10 protein-coding genes are annotated in these 26533 nt (G+C 38.9%); 2 read left to right on the top strand and 8 right to left on the bottom strand.

Translation table 11 applies throughout. The annotated features are described in order from the left end of the window. Nucleotides 1-40 precede the first annotated feature (40 nt). The 3 genes from K5X82_16975 to K5X82_16985 all read right to left on the bottom strand — a co-directional run bounded on the left by K5X82_16975 (nucleotide 41) and on the right by K5X82_16985 (nucleotide 7097). Nucleotides 41-3112 (bottom strand): TonB-dependent receptor, encoded by a 3072-nt coding sequence (locus tag K5X82_16975; protein QZT36907.1) that lies wholly within the window; start codon nucleotides 3110-3112, stop codon nucleotides 41-43. Between the two features lie 1535 nt (nucleotides 3113-4647). Further along, nucleotides 4648-5019: a hypothetical protein gene (locus tag K5X82_16980; GenBank protein QZT36908.1), complete on the bottom strand. Its 372-nt coding sequence runs from the start codon at nucleotides 5017-5019 to the stop codon at nucleotides 4648-4650. A gap of 182 nt (nucleotides 5020-5201) precedes the next feature. Continuing rightward, nucleotides 5202-7097 (bottom strand): hypothetical protein, encoded by a 1896-nt coding sequence (locus tag K5X82_16985; protein QZT36909.1) that lies wholly within the window; start codon nucleotides 7095-7097, stop codon nucleotides 5202-5204. A 284-nt stretch (nucleotides 7098-7381) separates the two neighbouring features. Here K5X82_16985 and K5X82_16990 point away from each other — a divergent pair, with 284 nt between their 5' ends. Then, nucleotides 7382-8386, top strand: a complete 1005-nt coding sequence (locus K5X82_16990; protein ID QZT36910.1) for a bacteriophage abortive infection AbiH family protein — start codon at nucleotides 7382-7384, stop codon at nucleotides 8384-8386. A gap of 66 nt (nucleotides 8387-8452) precedes the next feature. Here K5X82_16990 and K5X82_16995 read toward each other — a convergent pair whose 3' ends face one another. From K5X82_16995 to K5X82_17005, 3 genes are all read right to left on the bottom strand, one after another. Continuing rightward, on the bottom strand, nucleotides 8453-8662 hold the full coding sequence (locus K5X82_16995; protein ID QZT36911.1) for a hypothetical protein: 210 nt from the start codon (nucleotides 8660-8662) through the stop codon (nucleotides 8453-8455). Between the two features lie 867 nt (nucleotides 8663-9529). Beyond that, entirely contained in the window at nucleotides 9530-12199 is a 2670-nt protein-coding gene (locus K5X82_17000) for a hypothetical protein (GenBank protein ID QZT36912.1), read from the bottom strand. A 214-nt stretch (nucleotides 12200-12413) separates the two neighbouring features. Continuing rightward, nucleotides 12414-12959, bottom strand: a complete 546-nt coding sequence (locus tag K5X82_17005; protein QZT36913.1) for a hypothetical protein — start codon at nucleotides 12957-12959, stop codon at nucleotides 12414-12416. Nucleotides 12960-13201: 242 nt separating this feature from the next. Between K5X82_17005 and K5X82_17010 the strand changes: the two genes are divergently transcribed. After that, nucleotides 13202-13828 carry a DEAD/DEAH box helicase gene (locus K5X82_17010; protein ID QZT36914.1) on the top strand — a complete coding sequence of 209 codons (627 nt, stop codon included), beginning with the start codon at nucleotides 13202-13204 and terminating at the stop codon, nucleotides 13826-13828. Nucleotides 13829-13933: 105 nt separating this feature from the next. Here K5X82_17010 and K5X82_17015 read toward each other — a convergent pair whose 3' ends face one another. Beyond that, nucleotides 13934-14743 carry a hypothetical protein gene (locus K5X82_17015; GenBank protein QZT36915.1) on the bottom strand — a complete coding sequence of 270 codons (810 nt, stop codon included), beginning with the start codon at nucleotides 14741-14743 and terminating at the stop codon, nucleotides 13934-13936. A 229-nt stretch (nucleotides 14744-14972) separates the two neighbouring features. Further along, complete coding sequence (locus K5X82_17020; protein ID QZT36916.1) at nucleotides 14973-26528, bottom strand: hypothetical protein; 11556 nt, start codon at nucleotides 26526-26528, stop codon at nucleotides 14973-14975. Nucleotides 26529-26533: the final 5 nt, after the last annotated feature.

Below are 26533 nucleotides of genomic sequence, written 5' to 3' on the forward strand. Positions count from 1 at the left end.
TCCATCGTCTCTTCCATGATGACTAGTCCGTTTAACTAGATTAAAACTTAAGGTTTAGTCCCACAGTATATGTCCTTGCTTGTGGATACGTTCCAGTGTCAACACCTGAGTTTATACTTCCCGATCCAAATTCAACATCTACGCCTGAATAGTCGGTAAATGTGTATAGGTTTTGTGCGGCAACATACACTTTCAAATAGTTGATGTTCAACTTAGAGAGGAAGCTCTTATTGAATGAATATCCAAGCTGCACGTTTTTAATACGTAGGTAGTCTCCATCTTCAACATATCTATCCGAGAATCTACTGAAGTTCTTATTTGGGTCCTCAATGGTCGCTCTAGGTTCGCTGTTCGAGCTATTCTCTCCTGTCCAACGATTAAGCATCGTGGTAGGTAAATTCGTCATCCCCGCATCCAGTCTACGTGATAAGTTCGCGATCTGATGACCTCCTGCGCCTTGTAAAAAGATAGAGATATCAAACCCTTTCCAATCTGCAAACAAGCTCAATCCATAGAAATAGGTAGGAGTGGAGTTCCCCAAATTAATCTTATCCTGATCATCAAGAATACCATCCCCATTTTGATCTACGTAGCGTACATCCCCAGGTTGTGCATTGGGTGACATCTGTACAATATCGCCGTTGTTGTTCACCGATACAGGCTGGTTATCAACATCTACTTGGTTTTGGAACAGTCCATCAGTTTCATATCCCCAGAAATAGCCCAAGGGTAGTCCCTCTTCTGCTCTGGTAACCATACCGTAAGTCTGAACAACAGCACCTCCAAGCACCTTCTCATCGTTTCCAATATAGGTTACGTTATTCTCGTTGAACGAGATATTTGCTTTTGCTCCCCATGAGAAACTACCAATCTTATCATTGTAACCTAGATCGAACTCATAACCTCTGTTTCTAACCTCTGCTGCATTGTCTATAGGCGAATTACTTCCGTAGTGCCCTGGTATCTTCACCTCAAGAAGAAGATCTTTGGTCAACTTATTATAGTAATCAAACGTAAAGGTTAACTTACTATCGAAGAAGTGTACATCCAACCCAATATCTGTCTGTTCTGAAGTCTCCCAACGGATATCTGGGGTGGGTATCGTATTGGGTGCCAAACCTTGGTTTGATGTGCCACTAGTTAGTGGGTTTCCTAATACATAACTTCCTGCATTAGAGATATTGGATATGTAAACGAAGTTACCAATATGGTTACTACCGTTCTGACCCCAACTCGCTCTTACTTTTAGAAAGTTCGTAATATCTTTCAACGAAGCCATAAAGTCCTCATTCGAAAGTACCCATCCTCCCGAAACTGAAGGGAAGTATCCAAACTTATTGTCTTTACCAAATCTCGATGATCCATCTGCTCTAAAAGTAGCCGAAAGGAAGTATTTATCGTTGAAATCATAATTCACTCTAGAGAAGAAGGAGAGCATCCTATTTGGAATACCTTTTCCACCTGAAGCATTCCGTGTGGCTTTATCACTTAATGTATTGTCGATATAAGCATAATCAGGACCTTTAGGTGTTTGGGTAATATCAACACCACTTCCCCATAGGTTATGCGAAGTCTCTTCTAAGATGGTATTTCCTAATACAAAGTTGACTTTATGCTTTGAGATCTCCAGGTCATACGTGATCACATTTTCCCAATTGTAGTTGAAATATCGGGTCATGCTCTTCTGTACATCATCCACTAAATTGTAGTCTGATGGACTTAACTTATACTCTGGATTATAGTTCTCCCAAGTCACATAAGCCAGATCCATACCATAGGAACTCTTGAACTTCAAATTCTTAAGAAAACTATACTCTAAGAACATATTACCTACGAACTTATCAGTTCTAGTATTCGAATGAAGATAGGCCATCTTGCCCACAGGATTCGTAATCCCTTGGGTAACATTCTCTGACACCCCATACGCTCCATCCTCATCTCTTACGGGAGTTAAAGGATCAAGATTGTATGCCGAAGCCAAAGGGCCTCCATAGATATTATTGACAGAGATTCCACTACTCTCAATGTTTGAGTAGTATAGTGAAGTACCTGTTCTTAGCTTATCGTTATGACTCTTGGTCTCCGCATTCACTCTCGCTGTGATACGACTATAGTTTGAATTATTGGGAGCAATCAATCCATCTTGCCCAAAATATGATAGTCCAGTAGAGATCTTCGCATGCTCTGTTCCTCCATTTAAGGTCACACTATGATTCATCATAGGAGCATTCTTACTGTATATCTCTTCTTGCCAGTCCGTATCTGCTCTACGATTAAAAGAGGTTGGACGAACACCATCGTTTAGTTGCGCCTCATTATAGTACAGAACATATTGATCTGCATTCATTAAAGAGAGCTTTCTCTCAGGGTTCTGAACACTATAATATCCATCATAGTTTACCGTGAACTTCTGTGCTTTTCCTTTCTTTGTCGTGATCAGAACCACACCATTTGCTCCTCTGGCACCATAAATAGAAGACGATGCAGCATCTTTAAGTATCTCCATACTCTCAATATCCCCAGGGTTCAGATAGTCTATGCCACCTACTGGTAACCCATCAACAATATAGAGTGGGTCTGCATTTCCATTGGTTCCTGCACCACGAATACGAACTGACATTCCAGCCCCTGGCTGTGCTGAACTGCTGGTTACCGTAACCCCTGCTGTTCTTCCTTGTAGGGCTTGTTCTACTCTTAAGTTCTGTGTCTTATCAATATCCTCTTCTCCAACAGATGAAATGGCTGCTACAATAGAGCTCTTCTTTCTTGTGCCATAACCAACTGCCACCACTTCATCAAGTCCAATGCTGCTCGACTGTAAGGTAACATTTACAACTGCTCCTGTCTGTCTCCCTTTTATCGAGACCTCCTCTTTCTGCATCCCGATAAATGAGAAGACCAATACAGCATTCGGTGGAATATTATTTAAGGTGTAGTTTCCGTCAATATCAGAAATAACCCCTTGGGTCGTTCCTTTGATAATAATGTTTGTTCCAGGTATACTACTGTTCTGTTTGTCTGTTACTCTTCCAGAAATGGATAGGTTTTGAGCTAACAATTCCGTAGAACTGAACAACAGTAATACCACGCAAATTAGATTGAAGATTCTCATAGTGTTTCACTTTTTACTGGTTTAGTGTCATACATAACATTTAGTCTTATTTCGAGTTTGTATGAGTAAAACTATGCATTAATCCATTTAAGTGTGGATAACAACTATCGATTCAAGGTAGACAGAAAATGAAAAATATTTATTTTATCTAGACAGGAGTGGTTAATACGCTTATATTAAGCTTAATAAAGAGGTGTTTAAAATAAGAGTGATGCTGTGATTCTGTACAATAATGGATGTTTGTACGTACTATTATTGCTTGAAATATCATCTGTCTAGACCTATCTAATGCATTCCCCCTTAGAAACAACTTGTGCGATGGATTAGTTCCCCTACCATACCAACCGATTTCCCTCGTGCCATTGGTTCTAAATTTACGGTAGAACAACCTTCTAGTTTTAGTCTGTATCTATTACTATTAAAAACCCAATTTATTGATCTGAACAGATAAATTATCTCTTCGAACTCATGTTCGCAACATGCACTGAAAGTGCTACAGTTAATAGCCCAGTGCGAAGCGCTGGGTATAAGTAAAAGAGATAGAGGAGGGCTGTAAGTCCGACCCCATCATCGATTAACAACGATGGGATCACTGAGACACTGATTTCAAACAAGCCCCTAACGGGGTTGACCGGAACGTAGCCCAATGGTGGAGACCATATGTTGCGCAGTAGCGCATCATACAGGTTGGAGCCTTGGGTAATAAAATAGAATCTACAAACAAGGGCTGAATGCCTGGCCCCACATATCCTTTCCACATCCAGTACGACCAAGTTTGTGCCAATTTATTGGCACGAGAGGGATACCACCGCCGCTAGGAACGCATCGCTCCAGCTCGACATCGTGCCACAATACATCAATGCGCACGGCGTGCCAATGAATTGACCGATGAAACGGATTTCTTTTATATGCTGCGACTTTCCCTGAAATGGAAACCGAACGTAGCCCAATGGTGGAGACCATATGTTGCGCAGTAGCGCATCATACAGGTTGGAGCCTTGGGTAATAAAATAAAACTACAAACAAGGGCTGAAGGCCTGGCCCCACCTAAGTTAAAGAAAAGTATCATTAGCCACGGATCTAATGGATCAGAGGGAAACCACAACCGCTGGGAGCGCTGATCACCAGCTCGGCATCGTGCCACAAGACATCAATGCGCACGGCGTGCCAATGAATTGACCGATGAAACGGATTTCTTTTATATGCTGCGACTTTCCCTGAAAGGGAAACCGAACGTAGCCCAATGGTGGAGACCATATGTTGCGCAGTAGCGCATCATACAGGTTGGAGCCTTGGGTAATAAAATAAAACTACAAACAAGGGCTGAAGGCCTGGCCCCACCTAAGTTAAAGAAAAGTATCATTAGCCACGGATCTAATGGATCAGAGGGAAACCACATCCGCTAGGAACGCAGTGCTTCAGCTCGGCATCGTGCCACAAGACATCAATGCGAACGGCGTGCCAATGAATTGGCACAAACTTCCACATACCAACGTCGATGCCAATGCTGGGATCTGCTGGTACCATTCTATATCCTACATGATCACCAAACGTTCTTGCTCCTTATCATAGCGATAATACAGCACCTGTTCACTTAATATCAACTCAATCGTCTGTTCAATGACATCTTGGGGCGTCAACTTATCATACGCAAAACGTAGGGTTGCATGGGTGCAGATCAAAATCTCCGAAGTCTCTTCTCTCATAAAACGAACCATCGCATTGGTCTTACTACTCTCTGCCCCTGGAGTACATAAGTTATGACGATCTTCGGGACACCAATCCGCAAAAAAACCATACTTCATCAACGCAGTAGGCGCAAAAGAGCCACCAATAGACTTTTCAGGAACCGCAACCACCACCTTCTTCACCCCTTGGCGACGCAACTTATCTAGCCCCAAAAACATCAAAGCCCTAGACTTCCCCGATGCAGGAGGCGATTTAATTAACTAGGTACTGTGCTGCTCTTTTTGCATAAGCTCTCGCTTGCATCTCTCGCATCCCAAGAGCATTATTGCTTTTACTCTTTCCTGTCTGTTGATAGCTTACTTCAACTAAGTTTGGCATAGGTATATTGTTGTTTGTTGGTTTATATATCTGTTTGGAATGACCCGAAAATTTCTATCAAATGTTCATAAACATATGTTCGAGGAAGACTCGTATCATCTGTATGATTGTCCGTACTGGAATCAGGGCTATATTTTCTTACCTGTCTTAGGATAGCTTCCTTATTTGAAATAAAATACAAACCGTCACTATTACGATCGACTTCAGCTTTGAGTGATATGTTTCTTACACCAATATTGGGAGTTATTGTGAATTTATTAGACTCCGTTCTTCTTGCACTTCCAGCCTGAATCTTCTTTCCAGAATATAGAAATAGATTTAATAACACATACTCCATATCTGTAACAAAAGAAGTATAATAGCTATCGCCACTTGCAGGATAGTTGTCGGGAAATCCTTTAATCAACTCCTGACATCTTTTCAACTTTACCATCAATGTATCATGATCCATAATTTGCATAAATAACTCATAGGCTTTTTCACATCGTAGTACGGTAAAACCTTTTCGGTCTTGTGTATAACGATCCTTTAGTCGCCACAACCTACGATACTCGCGAATATTCATCGCACCACTCTTTAGCATATCTGCAATTATACGGTCTAAAATACGACACTTAAATCTATTGTATATTCTCTCACTAAAGTCGATCACAGCCATCTCTAACCCATACGAATATATCCCTCGACTAAAGAACTTATTAATATATCCTGCAAAATCGGTCTTCTCCCCATATTTATGTTGGTAGATATGTCGGATATTATGGTAGTCTCCTACTAGAATCACCTTATCAAATCCAAACTTATTTCCATTGACATAATCTTCATGATCAAAATGAGCAGCCAAAACATTCATAATACGAAATATATGTTCAGGGTCCATTCTATCTAGATCGTCAATCACCAACACCTGTTGTTTGCCACTATCTGCTCTATTACGACGAACCAAAGAGATCAGCAACTGTCGAATAAAACCTTGATCATATAGTGATCCTTTTTGATTATTTACTCCCGATAAAAAAACACCTGCTTGTGTCTTCTCCGAATTATCTTTATGTTTTTTCTTATAAGTCTCAAAACTCTTATTTAGTTTCGATAACTGCGAAAGCACCTTAGTAACCATTCCTCCACTAGGGTCAATAGATGGAAATAAACCTATCATAGCCCCCAATCCCTCTAGAATATTCTCAGGATTATTTAATCTAGCCAATAGCCATTGGTGCATATAAATCCAATCGCTAAAATCATTATCTTCCAACACTACGTCACGAGATAAGAATTCCCCTAATAGTCGCGCTTTGATATACTCCATAATATCGTCATTCGACGACACAGCATAGTTCACTGGATACAGATGAAACACATCATAGCGTTCACTATTTCTATCAAAAAAGTAGTTTAAGAATGTACTCTTCCCTGTGCCAAAAGGAGCCGAAAAAAATACCTGCTGGTTCCCTCCATCATCCAAATGTCTAGAAAATCGTTTATCATGCTTCTCCATTCCCAACATTGCTTCTCCCGAAACCTTCATGGAACATGCAGACAAAACCTCCGTCGATATCCTATCATCCTCTATCAACTCAATATAAAGGCAATCCATCTCAGGTTTGGGTCGACTAAGTTCCGCATAAAACAGACCTGCTTTAGGACTATCAAAAGGCAACGTCTGAAAAGGAGCCCTCGAATCCAAACCGACCAATTTATTAAACCACTTATATCGAAAAACACGGCTCCACTCAAGGCTATCGCCTTTTTTAACAAACGTAGAATTAACCTTTAATTCAATAGTCAAGTCATAATGTTCTTTACTCAGACTTATGGTTTTAGATCTTCCCTCGTTCCACTCTAAAGTCTGATAATCTTTTCCATCTAAAGAAATAATCTTCTCTTGTAATTCAGGCATATCGTTAGTTTCACTCATGTTAGTTCTTTTCTTTTCCAAAAACACCGCATACCTATGAAGTCATCTTTTCGTACATACGAAAAAGAAAAGCCAGTCGCTCTTCGTCGTGATCAAAGGCTGTTTTACGATAGAGCATATCGATCATCTCATCATTTTTAGCATGTACGGCCCTTAGATCGTCAGGCATCTTATCGGGGTCATATAATCCTAAGGCTAAAAATAATCAAAATATAATAGAGTTATCTAAAATCACTACCTTTATACCTATCTACAAGACCAAAAATCCAAAAAACAGTACGCTTATGAATATCCTTTATATCTTAGGAAACGGCTTTGACCTTCAGTTAGGACTTAAAACCTCTTATTACGATTTCTATCAATACTACACCAACCTTAACGACGATCCCTCCGAACCTGTCAAACAAGTTCGAAAGAGTATCGAAGATCACATATCTAATAAAGGGATCTATTCCAACTGGTCCGATATGGAACTAGCTCTTGGAGAATATGCAAAAAAGATTAAGCCATACAATAAGGAACAGTACATAGAGGTTATAGTGGATATCCTTAACCATCTGGCAGAATACCTAAGTGGGCAAGAGGAATCATTAAAAAAGACTCCTCTTGCAGAAAGCACTCTGAGAAAATTTTTATATAATCAGGAGTTCTTATTTGAAGGTCGAGAGAAATCAAAAAACATCATTATCGATTTTAAAAAAAGGTCTAAAGACAAATCACACATTATCGATGTAATAACATTTAATTACACCAAGAGTTTTGAAAAACTCTTGCCCATTACCCCAAAGTCTAATTTTATAAAACAGAGAGATATAAACTACATCTACAACCAAACGCTACATGTCCATGGGACAATCGATTCAAATATGGTTCTAGGAGTCGACAATGTCAATCAAATTGCAAATAATGATTTTGCATATGATCAGGAGATATCAGACTATATTGTAAAGAAAACACAAAATGAAAACACGGAGAGTCTCATTGATCAAGCGGTAGAAGAAAGTTTCCTTCGATCCAATATGATCTGTATCTACGGAACCTCTATGGGAGAAACAGATAAAAGATGGTGGGAATTAATCGGGCAACACCTACACAATAACAAAGAGTGTATTGTTATTATATGCGCATATATAGAGGATACTGAAAGAGAAAAGATAAATCGAAGATCTGCATATTATCGAAAAAAGAAAACAGAACTTATAAAGGAATTTATGAATAAGATCAATAACCAAGAAATCAATGATAGAATATTAGTCAGCTTTAGCAAAGATCCCTTCAAAATAAAATAATCATATCATAAAAGGGATTAAAAAAATTATCAGCGAATACACAAGGTACTCGCTGATAATGCTAAATTAGCGATGGTGGCACGCATTACAACAGTGATAACAACCATCGGCTGTACGGTAACCTTTTGCCTTCGCCGCACTCACAGCACTAGAACAAGTAGCATGGTCTCCTAAACTCACACGATTCGTTGTAAAAGGCATATAAGAGCATCCTTCTTTATGCACCTCATGATCACCATTAGTCTGTGCATTTTTATTCACATAGTACTTAGCCATATGTATAAATGATTTAGTTAATAAAAGTCAAATTAACCATTATTGCATTTATTATCAATGATATAAATCACACTCTGAAGAAAAATCTAATATAAATTGAAAGTGTATATCCCTGTGAACCACCACCTCTTCCAATACGACATAGTTTGTGCCAATTTATTGGCACAAACTATGTCGTATTGGATGTAGAAAGGATGAAAACGGATTTGGTTGAATCGCATGAGATGGGACAGGCCTTCAGCCCTTATAGATTGGAGGTGGATTGGACCCAAGGTTCATTCTTATGTAGCGCTACTGCGCAACATAAGAATGTCACCATTGGGCTAGATTCGGTCACCCCGTTCGGGGCTTGGTTGAAATAATGGGGATATATTTTTACGAAAAATTGATGACTGCCAAATTGCTATTTACAACTCCCTATTTTCTCTTTAATAAACTCGTATTTATCCCCTACCTTCCCCTGATTTAATCCGTCTCTAATCTGTCCTTAATATATCCTTAATCCGTCCTTTGTCCATGGTTCAGCCATGGTTCGTCCATGGTTTGTCCATCGATTTCGGGGTTTTCGATGGCTGAACCATGGACGAATGTCGGACAAATCATGGACGAAGGACGGATTAAGGACGGATTAAGGATGGGTTAGGGATGGTTTAAGGATAGATTAAGTTGGGGGTTAGTACGGGGTTGTTCTCTGTTATACCATGGAGATGTCTTTTGAGAAGATGAGAGGTTCACTATGGCTGTTTTATTTGAATATGGAGAATCCATGGGGTTCTTTGTTTAGATTGATGGTTTTTTTTGTTCAGATTGATGTTTTTTTTTGTTTAGGTTGATGTGCTTTGGGGGTGTGAATGTGCTGTTGGAGGCTTAATATTCACGAATAAATTTATAGAGATTCTGCGCATGTTCTAGGTTTAATTTTTTGCGTAGACGATAGCGAGCGGTGTCAACGCTATTGGGTGATATGTTTAAGAATTGTGCGATTTCATTGGTGTTGGCGTTGATTCGAATAAAAAGGATCAAACGGATGTCGTAGGGGGTGAGGTTGGTAAATTCGGAAGAGATGCGTTGAATGAAGTCGTGGTGGCCGTCGGCGAATATTTTATGAAATGCAAACTCCTTTTTTTCTCTGTTTATCTCTGTATCAATTTTATTGGCCCACTGTGTTGCACTACTGCTCTTCATCTTGATTAGTGCATTTCGTAGGTCGACCATGAAGGTGTTTTTATTTTTGATCACTTCGGTGAACTCTAATAGCTGCTCTTTTTGTGTGACAACCTGAGCCTCTGTTGTTCTCTTTTTATACTCTTGGTGTTGTCGTGTTAATCTTTTGTGTTTGATGTACTGTAATGAGATGAGGGTGATAAATATTAGTAGAACCAATATCATGACAATACGGACGTAGTAGAAGTCGAAGCCGTCGATAACAATTGGAAGGGTCGTCTCTTTTTCAATTGTTCCATTGTATCTACATTGAAGCTCAAAGTTGTAGTTGTTTGGTTTTAGATTACCGTATGCCACATGTTTCTGTGTGGTAGACCATTCTGACCACTTTTCTGTATATGGAAGTAGTCGAAAACGATACTCTACGTGATGGTCTTTAGAACTGGAGAAGGTGAGGGTGATGTTTCTAAAACTACCTGAGTTTAGTTGCAGCGTTTTGTTGGTGTAGGGGTAGTAGTAGGCTCTGTTCTTTTTGCTATCGGTATGGTCAATTTCAATTTTTGCTATGACAGGATTTTTTATCAGCTGGTGACGGTTTTTTTTGTCTAGAGGGAAAATTTTCACGCCTCTTTGGGTTGCAATAAAGAGTTTGTTATGGTCTATCTTTAGACATTCAAATTGGGTTAAGATATCGTTGTTTACTTCACTCAGTAGCTTGTCATGGACGACTGTTGAACCATCGGCTAGCTCTTCTACCATCTTTAACTCTCTGTTCTGTACATAGACTGCAATATCATTGTTCGGAGAGGAGGCTATCGTGGTTATGTTGCTTCCTGTGATGTTCTTTATGATTCTTTTGTCTGTTGGAATGAATGAGGATTGATGGTATTCAAAGAGTGATTTGCCATCATAAAAGAGTATTCCGCGTTGGGTGGGGAAAACACTGCGCATTGGGGTTTTTATCACCTTGCATTCGTTATTGTTGATCTCTACACGGTAGACCTGTTTGTCGGAGCTTCCATCATGTATCCATATGCAGTGGTTGATGCTGTCGTAGTCTAGCTTAGGGTTACCCCAAAGACCTAGGTTTTGACGGAAGTGGAATTTATCACCTCTCTTTTCAACCCATAGCGTTCCTGTGTATGCCGAAAGGATGTAGTGTGGTGTGTTTCCGAGCTGTTCCACATCCATTATTCCCGCTTCATCGTAGATGAGTTCGGACTTGTTCCCATGAATTTTCATGAGTCCTTTATTATGACATGCATAGATGCCAGAGCTGGTGTTTTTTAGTGCCCACACTTGTCCTTCGGTGTTGTTGATGGGCTTAAAATTATTTGACTGGGTGTTGGTGAAGAGACCTTTGTTGGTTGCGATGTAGGTGGCATCTTTGTGGATAAGAATGTCATATGTTGCCCCTTTATTAATGATGGTTTTCAGTAAACTTCCATGGTCAATTTTGGCGATACCGTAATCTAATCCAGCCCATAGGTTTCCGTTTTGATCGATCGCCATGGCCAATACGGTATTGTCTAACAGCCCGTCTTGTTGTTGTATCTTTCTTTGGATTTTCAGGTGGTTGTTCTGTTCAATGACAGGTACAACCCCTTCTAATATGGAGCCTAAATAGATATGTTTGTTATCGAGACTTATTGCGGAGAAGCAGTCGATCATCTGTGGGAGCGCTAGTTTTTGAAACTCCTTTTGATCGTAGGTGAATATCTCTCCTTCGAGGGTGACGATATAGAGTTTCTGTTGATGTTCAAAGATCACACGTACCTCTTTGTCTTTTGCAAGGGGGAAGGGGGCAACCAAACTAAAGCCGTCGCTGTTCACGGAGCCGAGACCTTTTTCTGTGTTTATTGTCCATATCTTCCCTCTCCACTTGGTTAATACAGAAACCGAGCGGTTGAAGGTGTAGTTTAATATGCTTTTGGTTTGGGTGTTATATATGGTGATGGTGTTGTTGGACTGAAAATAGATATGGTCATCCAAGGCCTCGATGCTCCATACATTGCCGTTGACATCTGCTAGATGATGGTAGTGTAACTCTCCATCTTTATCCGATTCGAAATAACCTATCTCGTTGCCACCACACCATATTTTATCTTGATAAAGACAGATTGCCTTTAGTGGTTTTTGGGATGGGAGTTGATTCAATATCCAATGCCCGTAGATGTTACGGAGAAGCCCACTATTATTGGCAAAATAGATGACGTTGTTTTTATCTACTTTAATATCCCAATTCTGTCTGCCTGCTTGATAATCATTTTTATCGTATGACGTAACTTTTGGGATATAGTTGTAGCTATTCGAATATACCGTATGAACAACAAATAGAAGTAATACAAGAGAGACGTATTTTCTGAGATTCATAAATATAGTGCGTTGGATTATTGAGATGTCGTTTAGTTGGTCAAGATCATTTGATCTTCTCAAAAATAAAAATATATTCTCTTCTTATCGACACTATTAACGAAATAGATGTAAAATAAACCCATCTTTATTTAATATCTACTTTCTTGATAAATGGTTTTAATCGTCGTAGGTATGTCATCTGTCGTGATCGAAATCTCTCTTGATATACACTCTAATCTTCATTATTCATCTCCCATGATTTATAGGCTAAATATCCGACAATCAGTGCTGCTCCTCCGACCAGAAAGCCTGTTCCTTCGATTTGTGCTCCCCTGATCTTATCGCGTGTACGTTTGTTATATGCCATACGATATAGTGGGTCATCGAGAAGTTCGTTATTCTTACCAAAGCGTTGTAGGTTGATGTTATCACGAGGATCGGCGTGTTTGAATATGGTGGTCCAAAGTGTGGATACTCCAGGAAGGATAAAACCTGCGAATCCTGGTTTTCCCATATCCGTAAAGGTAGATGCATCTTTATAGCCCTTATAGTATACTTCGCAATAGCGACGTACTTTAATCGTATCGATTTTACCCTCTTGGCTCACTTCCCTTTTGGGTATTCTCAAAACAATGCCATTGTAGTGCACTTTCACTTTTTTGTGGGTTACTTTAAGTAGATGGATATGGTTGGTGATAAAGATGTTTTTTTTCGCAAAAGATATGGATGGGATAAGAGATATCGTGAAAATAAGTATTAAAGTGTAGAGTAACTTCATTGTATTTTGTTCGGTTTGGTATGTGTGTGTTTTAATGTAAATAATGTACAAATAAAGTAAAATAATATAAAACATAATAGTGCAAGGATCTAAACTGGGGTTGGATTGATGTTTTGTTCACGTAATGGATTCAAATGGTTCTTATTGAAATGAATTATTCCAAGATATTTGAGAGGGATAAATAGAATGCGTAGATTTGTGACGTTGAATGAATTTGGGAAAATAGAAATTACATACGATATATGAAGCTTAAGAAATTAATACCAGAACTTGTAAACAATATTATTGATTTAGGTTATGACAAAGAACCTAGAGAGGTAGAGGGACTAGCGATGTCAGTCATCAAGTCTGGTGCAGATGCTCTTATACGATCAGGAGAGGGAACAGGAAAATCGACGGCTCTTGTGATGGGTGCAATACAACGATTGAAAAACCCAGTAGAGGAGGCTCCGAGAGCTATTATCGTGGTTTCTTCAAGAGAGAAAGCATTCGAAATGGAAGAGCTATTCAAGAAACTTTCATTTAGAACGAATCTAAGAGTTTTTCCTGCCTTTGATCAGGGTATTCTTCAATATCAGAAGGATATGATCTATGAGGGGCTTGATTTGCTTATTGTAACACCAAAGCGTTTGATGGAGCTTATTAGTTGTACAGGTATTCCAATGACAAAGATCCAGACCATATTTGTGGATGATTTTGACAAGATGGATAAGGCGACAGAGGTTCCTGTGTTGTATCATCTAGAGAATATGTTGGAGAAAGTACAGCATATCGTTACCTATACGAATTGGCATGAGTCTTTAGATATTTTCGAGGAGAGGGTGATGAAAGGACCACGAATGATTGAAGTGGAGGAGCCTATTGATTAACTCATAAGGGGCTATTTTATGAGCTTTAGATATGAAATGCGGATAAATTCAATTTATCCGCATTTTAATTTGTATCCTATTCCATAGGTTTTATCCTTGCACTATTTATCCTCCACACATCGTATATAGATCTCTTTTGGAGTTGATGAGTAGTAGCGCGCGATTCTTCGATTTTTTAATGTGCTTTTTATAATACCCAGGAATAAGTTTGGTGATAAAATCATTGTCTAGCGATAGTGCCATAATGATGAGTCCGTGGTCGCTCTTTTGTGCTCTCTTATAAGTTGCGCTTGTAAGGCTCCATGAAGCGTGAGGAAAAGGTTCTATCTCGTATGGGAATTTGAATTTATCAAATAGATTCTCAATGGAGTAGAGGTGTGCATCAATTAATTTCTTGTCTTTTTCGTCACTGTCGTTGGCTCTAAGTATGGTGACGTTCGTTTGGTTATATCTTGCGATATATGAGGCCCATAGAGCCGAATCTTTTGCTCTTTTCATGTAGCCTATAGGGAAGATAATATCTTTAAAGATGGTGTGGATATCTACCTGTTCGTCTGTGAAAAGATATGGTATGGCACTCTCTCCGAGTGACTGTAATTTTTTATGATCTCTCTGTTTGTCAAAGATAAATAGAAGGAGATCTAGCGCCTCGATCTTTTCGATCAACATCTTATCGTATTCACCACAAGATACATCAATGGTGACCCGTTGTATTGGATCTTTATCTAAGATGAGTGCTTTTTGCTTCTCCATCTCTTTCTCAATAGATGGGTGGTTGGTGTTGTTGGGTGAGATATGATAAAAACAGAGCTCTTTCTGCATTACTTCTGCCAATAATGTAGCATGAGTGATCTGTGTTAGTGGGGCCTGTTCGTTTTCAAACCATACGCATATTCTCTGTTCTTGATATGACATGTGTTTATATTCTTTGATTGTATTCTGTGGTTAATGTTTCAGCTATAGATGGGCATCATATTCAATCAATATCATCTTAAATACTTATTCCGATAGCCTATATAATACCAATTAAATCGTGAGATGAGATGTGTCCTTAAATCATGAAATGGGCTATATACTTATATTGCTAATGTATCAAAAAAAAGGATTCACCGTAGCGAACCCTCTTTTTCTTTTACAATAAGATCTATTTTTTCACAATGACTTTGTACACATGTTGATCATTGATCTGAATAAGATATAGACCATCTTCTAAGTCGTGTACCGGTAGAGTGGTACGCTTCTCTTTGACAACTATTGTCTTGATCTTTGTTCCATTCGGTGCAATCACTACAATCTTATCCTTTATTTCTAGTCCTGTGATATAAACAAATTCACTTGCTGGGTTCGGATAGATTGTAATTTTATCTGTCGTATCCCATATACCTGTGCTTTCTGATACCGTGATCTCATTCTGAATATACTGTGCTTCGTGGTTTGTATCCTCTGCAATAACAATGTTTAGCATAGACATTCCTGCCGCTTTCGCTTCGAGATGTTTTCCATCAGCAAGTAGTATTTGAGGATGACTTGTGGATGTTCTGAAGTTTTCCTCACTGGATAACAAGATGTCGAGTGTTTCACCCACCTTGAATTGAAGCTTCTCATTAATCCATGTTATACCCCATTGTGCTTTGGTAATTGTTAACACCCCATTTTTATAGGTAGGGGTATAGTTTGCACAAATACCGCCGCTAATCTCTATCGGATAGGCACCACAGTCGCTTTCTGTTGTGGTGGCGCTTGTGATCATTGGTTCGACTTCAAATACGAGTTCATCCTCCTCTCTAGCACCTGTCACGTTATAGTCCCATACTGGGTTCTCTTCCATATAAACTCTAGAATAACTTGAGGCTTCTACAATAATTGGTGCTTTTTCTACGGTGAATATAAACTGCTCGTGAAGAGGTTGAACTTGATTGTCTCCTTCTTGATCTACATATATGGTGGATGTTCCAACCTGATGTATGGTGAGTGTGTTTTGTGACACCGTTACGACCTCTTCGTTTGAACTTCTATAGCTAAGCGTTTTGCCCATATTTGTTATAGATGCTTGTACCACTTCCGTTTCCGTAAATGTAACACTGTTAATATATTCTTCGGTTACGTTCTGGATGTGACGATTCTCAATAATACGTATTTGAAGAGGAGTCCATTCACAGTATTGTCCATCATAAGCTGCTCTTACTTCGGTGTTGTATACTCTAGAATTTCCTTTCATTAGCTCATCGATATCTGTAATGGATACTATCCCCGTGTTTCCAATAGCGAATGCCTTTTCTCCATTTTGGTCATAATCGACTACATTTCGTAGTTCCCAAGCGTCGACAATAGCGTTATCCACATTTGGTACTGTTGCGGTCATCTGGAATGTGAACGAGGAAAGGAGACCTTTCAGATAGATGTCTTGTTCTCTTTTCAACACAATTGGTTTGCTACCGTCTACCACAATAGTTCTCTTGATTGTCTGTGGTGTATGGTTGACATCCTCAGGTATAAGCACTGTAATCTCTGCCGATCCTGGCAAGAGTGCTTCGACAGTTTTGCCCACGACTTTCAGTATAGAGCTATTATCACTTGAAAGAGTAAATGCGATATCTTCCGATAGGATCACGGTTACTATATCTCCTAGATTCATTGTAGATGGGGCGTTGGTCCACGAAACATCTCTTACTGCTTTGGTTATCGACAACAATCCCGATGCATAAGTAGGGGAGTAGTGTTCTGATACTCCTCCTGAGATGACTATATCATAGTCCCCCACATCAGTTGTCTCATTTGCTATACTACTCATTGTTGGGGCGGTAGAGAATATATTGTTATCTCCTGTTCTCTGCCCTGTCACCATATATGTAAATGTTGGATTCTCTTCTCCATACACACGACTCTTATCTTCCGCAGTAACCGCAATCGGTGCTTTGGTTACCGTGAGAGTAAAGGTATGGTTATAATGCTTGTATTGATTGCTACCATTGTTGTGTATAGTAATGGTAGAGGTCCCAACACCTACTACATTCAGTTTGTCTCCATTGACGATAGAGACCGATGGATTGCTACTTTCGTATACTAAGGCACCATCTTGATCTGTTCTTGTTATCTCTTGTATTGTAGCTGTTGCATAAGTAGCTTCTGTGATATATGTTCCCGTAACGGTTTGGGTATCTCGATTATCTACGATATGGATTACAATATCTTTCCACTCACTATAACTCTCTCCATCACTTACTCTGACTTGAAACTTATAATCGTGCGATTCAAATTCGAATAGTTCAACATAGTCAGAGATAGATAATATTCCATTGGTGCTATTAAGCGTAAATGGAGGTGTTCCATTGTTGTCTTTATCACTCAAATATCTCATCTCCCAAGTTGTGATTGGGATATCTGAATCAGCCTCTAGTTGGACATTATCACTCTCTACCAAATCTTTTAGATTGATTGTTTCGGAAGAGGATGTCACGGATGGTTTGTTATTCACCACTACGATATTCTGTAATATCGTCTTGTTCATATGGTTTTGATCCTCAATGATATTCACCGTTATGATAGCATGTCCTGCTTTAATGGCTGTAATCCTTGTGTTGTTTACCTGAACCACCTCTTCATTGTCACTGCTTACCGTAAAGGTGGCTGTGGTTGAAAGAGCGTCATCAATAGAGGTACTCGTAATGGAGAGCTCTATATCAATAAATTCACCCACTGACATCTCATCCGTTTGATTGGTCCATGTCATGTCAGATACTGCTTTTTCAATAGACAAACTTCCATCAGTATATACAGCACTATAGTTTTCGTTTTCTATTCCCGTGATTTCAATAGCGTAAGCCCCCACATCACTTGTCTGATTTGCTATACTACTCATTGTTGGGGCGGTAGAGAATATATTGTTATCTCCTGTTCTCTGCCCTGTCACCGTATATGTAAATGTTGGATTTTCTTGCCCATAAACGCGGCTCTTATCTTCCGCAGTAACCGCAATCGGTGCTTTGGTTACCGTGAGAGTAAAGGTGTGGTTATAAGGCTTGTATTGATTGCTACCATTGTTGTGTATAGTAATGGTAGAGGTCCCAACACCTACTATATTCAGTTTGTTGCCGTTGACAATAGAGACCGATGGATTGCTACTTTCGTATACTAAGGTACCATCTTGATCTGTTTTTGTTATCTCTTGTATTGTCGCCGTTGCATAAGTAGCTCCTGTGATATATGCTTCTGTAACGGTTTGAATATCTCGATTGTCATCTATCGTTAATGTGATATCTTTCCATTCGCTATACATATCTCCGTTATAGACTCTAACTTGGCATGTGTAGGCATGAGTTCCGAATTTAAACAACTCATTATAGTCAGAGATAGATAATATTCCATTGGTGCTATTAAGCGTAAATGGAGGGGTTCCATTGTTGTCTTTATCACTCAAATATCTCATCTCCCAAGTTGTGATTGGAATATCCGAATCAGCCTCTAGTTGTATCTCTTCATTCTCCACCAATGCTTTCAGATTGATGGTTTCGGAAGAGGATGTTACAGATGGTTTATTGTTTGTTACGGTAATGTATTGTAAGATCGCTTTATTGTTATGATTTTGATCTTCAGTAACATTAATTGTAACGATAGCATTACCTTTTTTAATGGCAGTAATCTTGGTGTTATCCACCTTTATTACCTCTTCATTATTACTGCTAACCGTAAATGTTTTTATTTCAGAGAGATTGACATAAATGTTTTCCCCGACCAACATCTCATCCGTTTTATTAGACCACTCCACATTAGAGATCGCTCTCTCTATTGTCAAAGTGCCAGGAATATATGTTGCATCATAGTGTTCGTTCTCTACTCCGCTTATTCCAATAGCGTAAGCCCCCACATCACTTGTCTGATTTGCTATACTACTCATCGTTGGGGCGGTAGAGAATATATTGTTATCTCCTGTTCTCTGCCCTGTCACCGTATATGTAAATGTTGGATTTTCTTGCCCATAAACGCGGCTCTTATCTTCCGCAGTAACCGCAATCGGTGCTTTGGTTACCGTGAGAGTAAAGGTGTGGTTATAAGGCTTGTATTGATTGCTACCATTGTTGTGTATAGTAATGGTAGAGGTCCCAACACCTACTACATTCAGTTTATCGCCGTTGACGATAGAGACCGATGGATTGCTACTTTCATATGCTAAGGCACCATCTTGATCTGTTTTTGTTATCTCTTGTATTGTAGCCGTTGCATAAGTCGCCTCAGTGATATATGTTCCTGTAACGGTTTGGGTATCTCGATTGTCATCGATGTGAATCACAAGATCTTTCCAATCACTATAACTATCTCCATCACTTACTCTGACTTGCATGTTGTAATCGTGTGATTCAAATTCGAATAGCTCATCGTAATCAGAGATACTTAACTTACCTGTATTGCTATTGATAGCAAAGGCTAAAGTGCCATCATTATCTTTGTCATTGAGGTATCTTAACTCCCAACCTTGAAGGTTACTAGGATCGGTGTCAGGGTCCACAGCACTTAAAGTGATCGTTTGAGTGATAGTAAGATTCTTTAAGTTCATCGTTTCGGAACTTGTGGATACCGTTGGTCCATTGTTAACAGGCGTTCGAACAGTAACCGTTTCCATGATTGTTTGAGCCGTATGGTTCAAATCTGATGGAATATGTATCGAAATCACCGATGTACCATTTGCTTTGGCAATGAGTTGATGTGTTGAAACATAAACTATTCCTGGCATAGATGATGTCATGCTAAAGTTTGTATTCTTTGTTAGAAGGACTTCGATCTGTTCACCAATAGTAAGTTCACTCTTCTTGTTCGCCCATGAGTCATTCCATGGCGCTTTGTTAATGGTTAAAGTACCCGAAACATATGTTGGATTATAATTTGGTGTGGTGGCATTCATCACATCTATGTTATAAAGTCCAGCATTACTCTCACTAGTGGCTGTCGTTGTGAAGGTAGGTTCTGACATAAATACCTCCGTATCACCACTCTTTACACCAGTCAGTTCATATGTGAATTCTGGATTTTCCACACCATATACTCTACTTACATCTTTGGCTGTAATGGTAAGAGGTGCTTTGGATACAACAAATTGGAATGTTTCATTGTACGGTTTATAACTGTTATCACCCGCCTGGGTGACAGTTATATTGGTACTACCTGCTTTATGGATCTTCACTTGGTAGCTATTTATTATGCTTGCTACATCAGGTGTTTCACTGCTATAGATCAGATATTTTCCTTCGGTTGTTAATTGTGGTTGATTTATTTTATCTGTCGTAAACGGTGTATTGTTGATCAAACCACTCACGTTCTGTTCGTCTCTATTGTCTTGAATATCGATGGTCATTGCTGTTGATTCGCTTGTATTAAGTCCATCACTTACCGTGGCGAAGAAAGCATATTGGAAATTACCATATTTAAATAGCTCATCATAATCATTAATAGAGAGTACCCCTGTGGATGGGTTGATATTAAATGCGAGTGTTCCATCGCTATCTTTATCCTCTAGTCCTGTAATGGTCCAATCACTAAACGTAGTACTTCCATAGTCTGCATCTGTTGCAGTAAGGGTTATGGTATAACTTGTACCCAGTCCTTTAATAGGTAATGTAAACGAAGTCGTGTTAATCACAGGTTTCTTATTATTTACATTTTGGATTTGGATGGATGCATTGAGCGTCACACTCTCTCTTCCATCCGAAATGGTAATTTTAATGCCTGTAACTTCATTGTTTTCCATGTTGACATCCCATGATACTACACCTTGACTATTGACAGTCATTCCAGTTGGTCCCGATACTAAAGTGTAGGTCAAAGGATCTTGATCATAATCGTCTACATCTATTGTATGAGTAAAGGTACTTCCTTCTGTAGCACTCCATGCACCATCATCATTCAATACAGGAGCATCGTTCACAGCATATATGTCTGCCAAACATTGCCCGGTATTATCACTTTCAAGACTTTGGTCGTTGATTAAACTAAAGGTAAAGAGCGTTTTTCCTTGTCCATTGTCATTGGTTTCAGGATGGAAGCTTAGTTTATTTATATCTGTAATATTGATTATTGTTTCAGATGTAATGTCTGTCCCATCATATACTAATGTACCTTGAGTTGGTAGTGTCTGAATCTTTACTTTTTGTAGTAGATGATTATCATTATCTGTAAAGACCTGTTCAAATAGTGAGCTGTTGAATATATACGACTGATCTTCATTTAGTGTGATTTGTATGTTACTATCTACTGATGGAAGATCTTGTATCTCATTGACATTAACCACTATCGTATATGCACCATTGATTCCTTCATTCACATCTTTCAACTTATATTGGAAAGATGCATAAGGAGTACCAAAACCATTAGGAGTCGGGATGAATCTAAGTTTTGCTATATCACTGGACATGATCTCAAAAGGAAGTATCATGGATGTGACGGTCTGGTCATCATATGTAAGTGTTCCTAAAAGAGGTAGTGTAACAATGGATATCGACTTTAGTGCATCTCCTTCCACATCTGAATAGTTATCTTGAAATAGTGTTGCATTAAAATCAAATGATTGATCTTCATCAAATGTAATGGATAGGTCCGCTCCTTGTGGAGGATCGTTTACTTCTTCAATATTGATGACAAGGTTGGCTCTGTTACTTTTTGACAGATGGATATCCTCTACCGTAAACTTGATTGTATCATTGGTTGTGACGTTAATTGTAGGTTGATAAACCAACTCTTCTGATTGAAGTACTTCAAGTTTTAGTGGTAAATTTATTTCTTGTATTGCAACGTTATTATAGTAAAGAGTTCCATTTAGAGGCAAGGTTTCTATATTAACAAATTTAGCATCATCATTTTCTGCATCGTTATATTCGATTCTAAAGATATGGGTATGGAAGATGAGACTTTCATCTTCTTTGGTCTCTAGAGTAAAATCCGTAACAACAGGAGCGTCGTTTACAGGAATCACAGTAACGGTGGTGGTTGCATCCCCATCGGTATAACCTGCGTGATCTTTTACGTCCCATTTAAAACTATCACTACCATTCCAGTTATCATTAAAATGGATGAATATATTTTGTGTGTCTAAAGTCAAAAAGTCTAACTCTACAGGAGTATTTAGTGTCTCTCCATCTTTAGTGAAATAACCATTTGTTGGAGACGATAGGAGTGCTATATTGGTGATATTATCCCCATCTGTAATCGCATCATTAAATACACTCTGTGTAATCGGATAAGGTTCATCCTCTCGCACGTCTAAAGTATTATTGACAATGACTAGTGGAGATATAATAGGATTAACTATTAAATTAACATAGGCCGCTGTCTGTGATACTTTACCATTGGCCTCTACATTCCAATTAAATGAGGCAGTGCCTTCAAAGCTTGTCTCTTTGGTAAATACAAGACCATAGGTTGTTAAATCGGCAAGAGTGATCTCTTGATCCGCAACCACAGCCACACCATTGTGGGTTAATACTCCTTGTGATTCGATCGGAATAGATGTGATGATAATCTTTTCTAGTAGATCACCATCGGCATCAGAATAGTTGTCTGTGAAGCGTTCTGCAGCAATATTCACGATGCCTGACTCTCCCATGTGTATTGTCTGCGGAATCGCAATAGGGGCGTCATCTTCATTGATAACTTTAATGTAATGTGTTGCAGTGCTGTTTGATGCTCCTGAGAGTTGGTAGGTGATTTCTGCTACTCCTGTAAAGTTGGTCGCAGGGGTAAAGATTAATTGATAAGGAGGACTTACTGTTGTTGTACCTCCTATTGTTGAAACCTGTTCAATAGGTGTAGACTGTCCTTCCCAATCGATAACTTTTACAGATACCGTTTTGGCTGTTTCTTCTTGTGTTTGGTTAAAGATAACCTGTCCTGTACTCTCAAAATATGGGTTGCCATGGATATAACCATTGTGCGTCCCAATCTGATCTTTTATAATTGTAGCTTCGATAGCATTGAAATCCCAATAACCAAGGATATTCGGTGTGGTCAGTTGAATCAATGAATAGATATCTTTGGCTTGATCTACTGTTCTTGCTCCGTCCCATATGGTCATCTCATCTATTGCTCCGTTGAAGAAGTTACTAGAACTACCATAATCTCGACCTATAATCATCGTAGGACTATCACTCTTTATAATCGTACCGATATCCTCTATATTATGGTTCTCAGAGTTCTCTATAATGGCAATTTTGGCATTATTACCAGTCACAATCATGATCTTATACCATTGATTGAAATTAGAAATCGTTTGTATAACGGTCTCAGTAGTACTTGTACCATTACCAGTTTTAATATACCATTCGTTGCTCTGATTGATACCAAACTCAAAACCTTTATGGTTGATTAAAGAGGTGGTTATCACTTGGGTGCTGTTTTGAAGAACAGGTTTAACCATCAGTTCAAAAGTACATTCGGTAGGTATATTTTGGATATAAGGAACTTCGACGTAGCCACTACCTGTAAAGTGTAGTGCATGGATAAAACCAACTTCTACTGCATCCACTACTGGGGTTACATTGATCACTACATCATAATCTTGACTATAAAGAGCTCCATCACTAGATTGGAAACGGAACAGATCAAAATTATCTCCTGATTGATTTGGTTTAGGAGAATATGATAGTAGTGCAATGTCCTCTCTGTCGATCTCTTGGTTAAGGGTGACAGGCACCTGGTTTAGTAGAAGCTTACCATTTGTAGGTAATTGGGAAATCTTAAGCTTACTCTGTATTGCCAATTCTACATCTTGATAATTCTGATTAAACTGTGCAAATGTAAAGTTGTATATCTCATCTTCGCGTAGTGTAACAGTGAAACCTTGATTGGTAGGAGGGTCGTCCACAGAGGTCAAACTAATATATATAGCATAACTATCTAAACTCTCCCCATTTACGTTCTTGACAATGTAATGGATGGAATCCATCTTATTTCCATACTCATTAGGTGCTGGAGTATAGATGACTTGATCAATATCAGCAATTGAGATATTGCTATTCGAAACATCTATGTCATTCAATGTCAATGATCCATTGGTATTGGTTAAATCAAATCGAATATGAGTTAATCCATCAGAATCAACATCGTTATAGATGGCTCCAAAAACAGTACTGTCAAAAGTGATATCTGTGTCCTCTTCTCCAGAGAGGTTAATAACTCCTGCGGTAGGAAGGTCATCGACCGGTTGTATAATTACTTTCCATTGCTGGTCACCATCGGTATATAATGTTCCATCTGTTGCATCCCATCGATTGATCACTGTCCCATTAAAGTTGGCATCTGGTACCACTTGTAGGTTCTCTAAATCGGAAGCCAAGACTTCAACAGGTGCGGTTAAGGTCTGACCACTTAGCTTAACAGTTATCCCCGTACCGATCTGAAGTATCGCAATCTTTGTTAATGGTTGTGCATCCGAGTAGTTGTCCGTCCATTTGGTTGTTGGAATAGGCGCAGCTTGATCTTCTGTGATATTCATCTCCCATGAACTAATAATTGGAGTGGTTACATCAGCACCAATTGTTATTCCTACAGGGGCATTAATATCAGCATAAGCATTCGTAAAGCCATTCCACTCAAAGACAAAGTTTCCCTCTTCACTATTTACGTAGGTAATATTTGCTGTCTGGTCAATAGGAATCTCTTGATTAAGGACAATGTCATCATCTCCTAGTTTCAGTGTTCCAGAAGTTGGTAGTGCTGTAATCTTTATCTTCTGTAAGGCATCAGACTCCTCGTCAAAAGTATTATCTGTGAAATGTTCTACTGTAAATGTAATTGGAATACCTTTTTCTCCAATCCTTGTCTGCGGAATGACGGTTGGGGCATCATTTATGGTGGTAATAGCAAATTGAATCGTGGTAGGGTCAAGAGAAAGGTTATCATTACTAATTACCACAATTAAGCTGTCTTCTGAAGTGTCTGTGCCATCATGAATATAGGATATTAATTCTGCATCTACATCTGCTTGTGTAAAATATTGTCCTTCTTCTACTATTGTCCCATCATTAGTTATATTACCATGAGTTGGTAAGGATTGAATCGTCATCTTAATGACATGCTGGTTGGGATCTTCAACATCGAGATAACTATTACTAATAATCTTTGTCTCTCCTTCATTCAATGGGATAACTTCATTCGTATTTAGTATCGGCAGTTCAGGTGTTGTGGTCAGAATATAATAGCTAGACTCTGTGGATCCTGCTGCATTTGTGGCAGTCAACCTAAAATAATGTTTTGTACCAGGTCTTAAGATAGGGAACCGAATCTTAAATGTATTTGAGTTGCTTTCAGAGAATAGGGTGCCATTATAATCAGTATGATCAGGAACATCAAATGATAGCCCATAATCCATCCTAATAGAGGTAGGAGAGAAGTTTGGTTTTACTGTAGCAGTAATCTCCACACTGTCCTCTTTGTAACTATAGAAGGTATATCCTGAAAATTCTGCTTTATTATAGAAAGTGGCCTTCACAGGAAAGGTAAAATCTGTTTCAGCTCCATTTATCGCTTTGACATTATTGGTATAAATACCAATAGTACTATGCGTCGCAGTAACAGTGAAATCTTCTGTTGCCAACGGTGCGATTGAATTAAATAATAGAGGTTCTGTTGCATCAAAAATACCATCCAATGTTTCTAAGTTCATTAGTGGATTCGTTGTTATGCTATATGTTTCATTTCCGATATTGGAGATGGTATAAGTGTGTGTAATACTCTCGCCGACTAAGGCCGACCCCATATCAGTATTATTGGTTAGTGAAGTTGTCGTCGAATTGTTTTCAATCTCTTCTCCGTTTGAACTCATTCGAAGAACAGAAGATGCTCCTGACATGGTAGATATCGGAAAAGAGTATCTTATACCGTCATCTGTCTTTGCATATGCCCTAATATAATATTCTGCATCTACTGTCATATTACTGATGGTTCCGGTGAAAATATCAAAGGAGCTTCCTCCTGCAACAGGGATCAGTGTTGCTCCTTCTGCTTCTGTCGGTGTTTCATCAGTAGTTGAGTATGCAAAGCCACGTTCATTATAAGGCTCTGATAAGATAAACTCACTGGATACATCCACACTATTAGGTTGGATATTCGAGATTTCAGGCATCTGCATCAATGGAAATATTTCATTGCTATAGCTCTGCGCGGTGTAGACCACATCATCGATATAGACATAAGCTTCCTTCGGAGGATTCTCAAACATGATCTTGTCGATAATGGTGACGTCCAGATCTAGACCAGGTATGGTCGATAGATCGATGAGTGTGTATCCATTGTTTACATTGGGGTTTGTGTTATAAACAGATTTTGGTATCTTATAATGAAATACCAAATCGGAGAAATGATAACCATTGAGGTAGATATCTTTGGTATTATCTATAGAGGTTCGATCTTGATTGGTTACCTTCATGTAAAATCGTTTCAGATAGAAACTGGTATAGAACATATAGAATCCACCGATCTCATCGAAAACAGAAGATATTTCTTCATTACCACAGGCATGGGTGCTTGAAACTCCTATCTGATCTGTAAGTTGACCATATATCTTAAAGCGATTTTGTAAGCTTATCCGTCTTCCATTTTCGTAATAGGAGGAGCTTCCATCATATGAATCTTCAAAAGTAAATGTCTCTTCTGTTTGTCCGAAAGAGAATAGAGAAACAGTAAATAGTGCGATTAAAAGTAAAGTTTTTTTCATCATAAGTC

The organism is Prolixibacteraceae bacterium (genome assembly GCA_019856515.1).
GTDB classification, from domain to species: Bacteria; Bacteroidota; Bacteroidia; order Bacteroidales; family Prolixibacteraceae; genus Halosquirtibacter; species Halosquirtibacter xylanolyticus.